Genomic DNA, 5904 nt, shown 5'->3' on the forward strand with positions numbered 1-5904 from the left:
CAAGTAAGGCAAGGCGCAGCGCCCACCGCTGGGAGGCATCTTTGACCGGTGCGATGCGACGCTCGATCAGCGCCAGCTCGTCGAGGGAGAAACCTCGCGCTAAAGAACTTGCTGTCTTCTGTTTGCGCGTGAACTTGGTGCGCCCGAAGTACACATCCCGCAGCCGCGACCAGGCACGCGCACGATCCGGTGCAAAGCCCGAGGCGAGTGCAACATCAAGGTCGAAATCAGCCAGCGTCTCTAACGCTGCGGCCGACATCGCCTGCACTAACACCTCGAACGAATTCATACCCAAAACGCTAAACGCCCGGCGCAGAAAATGCACCTGGCCTGTGGATAACTGGGCGTGGAGTCGTCGAAAAGTAAAGAGTTATCCACAAATCACAGCTTGAGGCGCCCGGTTAACGCGCGGGAGAGCGTGAGCTCGTCGACAAACTCCAAGTCCCCACCAAGCGGCATACCCGACGCCAAGCGCGACACCGTCAACGACGGGAAGTCCTTCAACAGACGCGCCAAATACGACGCCGTCGCCTCCCCCTCCGTGTCGGGGTCGGTGGCCAAGATGACTTCGGTGACATCGGGGTTGTCGGCGCCGTCGACGTCGTCAAGCACACCGCCAATGCGCTGCAACAACGGCGCAATGGCCAGATCCTTCGGGCCGACATTCGCCAACGGATCCAACGACCCGCCCAACACGTGGTAGCGGCCCGAATACTCCCCCGTGCGCTCAATGACCTGGATGTCCTTCGCGTCCTCCACCACGCACACCAGCGACTTGTCGCGTCCCGAGTCGGCGCAAATGCGGCACACTTCCTCGCGCGAGACGTTGTTGCAGATGCGGCAAAACGTCACCCCGTCGCGCACGGCGGCCAGGGCGGCGCGCAGCCTATCGATGTCCTCTGGCTCCGTCTTCAGCAAATGAAACGCGATACGTTGCGCGGACTTGGGGCCGATTCCGGGAAGGCGCGAGAATTCGTCGATAAGGTCTTGCAGCGGTCCTTCAAACACGCGGGGGTTCCTTTCGTGGCATGAAAAACGCGCCCGACCAAGCCGGCCGGACGCGGAAAGCGACAGGTTAGACGATGCCGCCGAACGGGATCTCGCCCGGGCCTGCCTGCGGGGCGCCACCCTGCGGTGCGCCGCCGCCCATTGCGCCGCCGGTCAGCGGGGCGATCTTCTCTTCGGCGAGCTTGCCGGCCTGGTCGTGGGCGTCGCGGTATGCGGCGAGGATGAGGTCCTGCAGCGTCTCGACGTCCTCCGGGTCAACGGCTTCCGGCTTGATGGTCAGGTCGGTGATTTCAGCGCCGCCGGTCATGGTGACGGCAACGAGGCCGCCGCCTGCGGTGCCGGTGACCTCGGTCTGCAGCAGTTCCATCTGTGCCTGCTGGAGTGCGGCCTGCACTTCGGCGGCCTGGCGGATGAGTTCCTGCATGTCCTGTGGCTGGGTCATGGTTGCAACCTTTCGTTTGTTGGTAAAGCTCCGTGGGCCATTGTACGCGTCGCTTAGAGGGGTTTGGCTCCGAGTTCGGCGGCGAGGAGATCCATGGCGACTTCGGTGGCGTCGCGGCGGTCTGCGGTTCGTTCTCCGTCGCGTGCTTCTTGGGCCATGTCGCGTTCTTCGTCTTCGCGGGTGTATTCGGGTTCGGCTTCTTCGAATGGTTCGGTGGGTTCGGGTGGTGGTGGGATGTCGTCGCGTTCGCGTTGGGCTCGTTCGGCGGCTTTTTGGCTGGCTGCGGCGACTGCGGCTTGCCAACTGTTGGCGGGGGCAGGGTCTTCGGGCTTTTCGCTTGTCGACGACCCCTCCCCCGGATTCCACACCTCCCTCGGTTCTGGCCGCTTGACGTGGGCGGCGTCGGGGTTGGTGCCGACCACGCAACGGACCTTGATTGGCGTACCGAGCTTCTCGGTGAACACTGCGACGATGTCTGCGTTGTTGCGTTCGGCGTTGATCCGGTCAGCGAGTGCTCCGGTGTGGTGGCCGACGACGAGGGTGTCGTTGTCGAAGCCGAGCGGTTTCGCCTCCGTCAGCATGATTTCGGCGACCTGGTTGCGTGCGCCGACGGATTGGCGCAGGCGGGTCCAGTCGCGCTCGATGCGCTGGTATAGGTCGTCCGTGTCCGGCTGCTGCTGTTGCTGTTGCGGCACGGCCTGTTGCGGCGCGGGTTGTGGCGCTGGCTCCGGCGCGGGTTCGGGCGTAGCGGGTTGCGGAGCCGGATCCGGTTGTGCGGGTTCAGGCTGGGGCGTGGGTTCAGGCTGGGGTGCTGGCTGCGGTTCCGGCGTTGGCTGTTGCTGTGCCGGCGCAGCGGGCGCGGCTGGCGCAGCGGGCGCGGCTGGCGCAGCGGGCTGTGCTGGCGCCGGCGCAGCGGGCGCGGCAGGCGCGGATGGCTGCTGGGCGGTCGGCGCGGGTTTGCGCGAGGCGGTGCGGGAGCTTGCGGCGGCAGCTGCAGCGGCTGCGGCGGCGGCAGCGCCTCCCCCGCCAGCGGCGCCAGTAACGCCGGAGGGAGCACCAACAGCACCACTGGCAGAACCAGCAGAGCCAACAGCCCCAGCCCCAGCACCGGCCGCGCCCACCGCGCCACCGCCAACGCTGACGGTGAGGAGGTGCGCCATCATGATTTCGAGGAGTAGGCGGGGCGAGGTGGCGCCGGCGAGGTCTGGGAGTCGGTCGTTGACTTCGGTGGCCAGGGCGGAGAGGTGGGCGGGGGTGAAGAGTTCGGCTTGGTGTTTGAGGATTTCGGAGCGGTCGGTGGGGGCGTCGACAAGCCCTTGCCCGAATGCGTCGGGGACGGTGCGGATCAGGAGGAGGTCGCGCATGCGGTCGAGGAGGTCGAGGGCGAAGCGGCGGGGTTCGTGGCCGGATTCGATGACTTCGTCGATGGTGTGGAACATGGCGGAGCCGTCGCCGGATGCGATGGCGTCGACGGCGGCGTCGAGAAGTGTGAGGTCTGTGACGCCCAGCAGTGGCAGGGCAAGGTCGTAGGTCAGCCCGTCGGGTCCGGCGCCGGCGAGCAGCTGGTCGAGGATGGACAGGGTGTCGCGCGGGGAGCCGCCACCGGCGCGGATGACCAGGGGGTAGACGTTTTCGTCGACGGTGACGCCTTCGTCGGCAACGATGCGCTCGAGAAGAGAACGCATGGCTTGGGGTGCGAGCAGGCGGAATGGGTAGTTGTGGGTGCGTGAGCGGATGGTGCCCAGCATCTTTTCGGGTTCGGTGGTGGCGAAGATGAAGATGAGGTGGGCGGGTGGTTCTTCGACGATTTTGAGCAGGGCGTTGTTGCCCTCTTTGGAGATCATGTGGGCTTCGTCGATGATGAAGACGCGGTAACGCGATTCGCTTGGCGCGTACAGGGCGCGTTCGCGCAGGTCGCGCATGTCTTCGACGCCGCCGTGGGAGGCTGCGTCGATTTCCATGACGTCGAGGTTTCCGTTGCCGCCGGGGGCGAGGGAGACGCAGGAGGGGCATACGCCGCAGGGGGTGGAGGTTGGTCCTTCGGCGCAGTTGAGTGAGCGCGCGAGGATGCGGGCGGATGATGTTTTGCCGCAGCCTCGTGGGCCGGAGAACAGGTAGGCGTGCGAGATGCGGTCGTTGTCCAGTGCGGTGGACAGCGGCCGGGTTACCTGTTCTTGGCCGACGACTTCGCCGAATGTTGCGGGGCGGTATTTCCTGTACAGAGCCACGCGGGCTACCTTACTCGGCCGCGCGATTCCATTCGGTGGTGTTGGTGCCGCGGCGTCGCAACCTGCGGGTTAGGACGTCGAGGCCTTGGTCGCGGGCGATGGTGTATTCGTCGTCGGTGAGTGCGACGAGTTCGAGCAGCAGGGTGAGCCTGTCGGGTTCGCGGTATAGCGGTGTGCCGCGGTCGAAGAGTTCGGGTTCGCGCAGCCAGCCGTGGCGTGCGGTGGTGCCGAGCTCGTCGAGGGCGCCTTCGAGCAGCACGCCGGGTTGTGCGGGGATGCCGAGGCGCTCGATGGCACGGGCTGCGGCAACGACGGCGCGCCCGGGCAGTTGCTTATCGACGACCCCACCTACCGTCACAATCTCACACCGCACATCAGTCGCCCCATCCCCGTCGATGACCAGTCCGGTGTCGACTTGGGAGAAGCCGACGGTGCAGGCTGCGGGGGTGGAGTTGATGGTGGTGAGGGCGACGGCGGCGTCGTCGATAAGCATGAGCTCGATGTCCATGAAGGACCCGAGCCATGCTGCGACCTGATCAGTTTTCATGCGCCTCGATGCAGGCAAGCAGCACGCAGGTGGCCACGCCGTCCATGGCGGTGCGGACCTCGTCGAGCGGCGGCAGGGACGGTGCGAGGCGGATGTTCTCGTCGTGCTCGTCGATGCCTCCCGGGAAGGATGCGCCGGCCTTGGTCAGGGTGATGCCGGCTTCCTTGGCCAGCTCCCAGGCGCGCTTGGCGGAGCCGTCCTTGATGTCCAGGGAGATGAAGTAGCCGCCGGTCGGGTTGGTCCACTCGGCGACGTTGTACTCGCTGAGGCGCTGCTCAAGGACCTCGACGACCGCCGCAAACTTCGGCGCGAGCGAACCGGCGTGCTTGAGCATGTGGGCGCGCAGGCCATCGACGTCGCCAAAGAAGCGCGCGTGTGCCAACTGGTTGACCTTGTTCGGGCCGATGCCGCGCACGCCGGCGTGGCTGTTGTACCAGTCCAGGTTCTCCTTGGAGGAGGCGAAGAACGCCACGCCCGAGCCGGCATGCGTGATCTTGGAGGTCGACGACATGTACCAGAAGCGGTTCGGGTTGCCGTGCTTCGCGGAGATCTCGAGGACGTTCGGGTTGTCCGGGAACTCGTCGGTCAGCGTGTGGATGGCGTACGCGTTGTCCCAGATCAGGCGGAAGTCCGGCGCGGCGGTCTCCATGGCGCAGAGGCGCTCGATGGTCTCGGCGGAGTAGGTGATGCCGGTGGGGTTGCCGAAGATCGGCACCGACCACATGCCCTTGACCTGCGGGTCCTTGACCAACTCTTCGACGAGGTCCATGTCGGGGCCGGTCGGGGTCATCGGCACCTGGATCATCTCGAAGCCGAAGTGCTCGACGATGGTGAAGTGGCGGTCGTAGCCCGGCACCGGGCAGATCCACTTGACGGTCTCCTCGCCCTTCCAGGGGCGCGGCGAGTCGTTGGTGCCCCAGATATAGGCAAACGAGACGAGGTCGAACATGATGCTCAGGCTCGAGGAATCACCCGCGACGACGTTCTCCGGGGCGACGCCGAGGGCCTCGGCCCAGAGCTCGCGGATGTCCGCAATGCCGTCGAGGTTGCCGTAGTTGCGCACGTCAGCGCCGGTCTTGTCGGTGTAGTCGCCCTCCCCCGGCAGCGACAGCAACGCGTCAGAGAACCCGAGCTGCTCTGCGGACGGCTTACCGCGCGTCAGGTTCAGGTTGAGGTTTCGGGCCTTGAGTTCCTCGTACTGTGCGCGAGTGCGCTCGGCGAGTTCGTTGAACTGGGCTGCGTCCAGGTCCTTGAGAGGCATCATCACTCCAGATGTTCGAAGGCGAATTTTGCGTGCCCACCATCGTAGCGGCCTATCCGTCCCCGAACATGAAAAAGGGACCCCACGCACCTGCTAGAGCTCGCTGACCCTTGCTGCGTTCCCGCCCTGGGGGAGTTCACAAGATAACACCGCGTGAGATCCTGACTGACACTGTAGCCATCTGTCGCGTGAGAACACAACCTGCGCGCCCCACCTGCCGTTTTGGCGCTGTGGGGTGTGTGCATTACCATGTCCAAAGACGCTTCGCCGGTGCATGCCGGGGAGGTTGTTCGCTGGAGGATTCGACTAGCGGCCTATGTCACACGCCTGGAACGCGTGCGGGTTTCACGACCCTCGTGGGTTCAAATCCCACATCCTCCGCAAATGTCATGAGTCGCGTCATGCTTGACGGATGAGT

General features: G+C 65.4%; 5 protein-coding genes, 1 tRNA gene, 1 other RNA gene and 1 pseudogene. 1 reads left to right on the forward strand and 7 read right to left on the reverse strand.

Features of this window, described 5'->3' with window-relative positions; translation table 11 throughout:
* From HMPREF3048_RS10995 to ffs, 7 genes and pseudogenes are all read right to left on the reverse strand, one after another.
* A pseudogene (locus tag HMPREF3048_RS10995) lies at positions 1-289 on the reverse strand (HNH endonuclease); the annotation flags it as partial.
* Positions 290-381: 92 nt separating this feature from the next.
* Positions 382-1008, reverse strand: a complete 627-nt coding sequence (gene recR / locus HMPREF3048_RS11000; protein WP_070570743.1) for a recombination mediator RecR — start codon at positions 1006-1008, stop codon at positions 382-384.
* A 67-nt stretch (positions 1009-1075) separates the two neighbouring features.
* Positions 1076-1450: a YbaB/EbfC family nucleoid-associated protein gene (locus HMPREF3048_RS11005; protein ID WP_070451098.1), complete on the reverse strand. Its 375-nt coding sequence runs from the start codon at positions 1448-1450 to the stop codon at positions 1076-1078.
* A 53-nt stretch (positions 1451-1503) separates the two neighbouring features.
* A complete protein-coding gene (locus HMPREF3048_RS11010; protein ID WP_070772307.1) occupies positions 1504-3678 on the reverse strand; it encodes a DNA polymerase III subunit gamma and tau in 2175 nt (724 codons plus the stop codon).
* Positions 3679-3688: 10 nt separating this feature from the next.
* On the reverse strand, positions 3689-4225 hold the full coding sequence (locus tag HMPREF3048_RS11015) for a hypothetical protein (RefSeq protein WP_070772309.1): 537 nt from the start codon (positions 4223-4225) through the stop codon (positions 3689-3691).
* Positions 4215-5486 (reverse strand): aspartate aminotransferase type Ic, encoded by a 1272-nt coding sequence (locus HMPREF3048_RS11020; RefSeq protein ID WP_070772312.1) that lies wholly within the window; start codon positions 5484-5486, stop codon positions 4215-4217. Before HMPREF3048_RS11020 ends, HMPREF3048_RS11015 begins: the two co-directional genes overlap by 11 nt.
* A 71-nt stretch (positions 5487-5557) precedes the next feature.
* An RNA gene (gene ffs, locus HMPREF3048_RS11025) (signal recognition particle sRNA small type) lies at positions 5558-5651 on the reverse strand.
* Between the two features lie 130 nt (positions 5652-5781).
* On the opposite strand from ffs, the gene HMPREF3048_RS11030 reads away from it, so the two are divergent.
* Positions 5782-5867 (forward strand) — tRNA-Ser (locus HMPREF3048_RS11030).
* Positions 5868-5904 lie beyond the last annotated feature (37 nt).

The organism is Corynebacterium sp. HMSC075D04 (genome assembly GCF_001815635.1).
Taxonomy (GTDB): Bacteria; Actinomycetota; Actinomycetes; order Mycobacteriales; family Mycobacteriaceae; genus Corynebacterium; species Corynebacterium coyleae.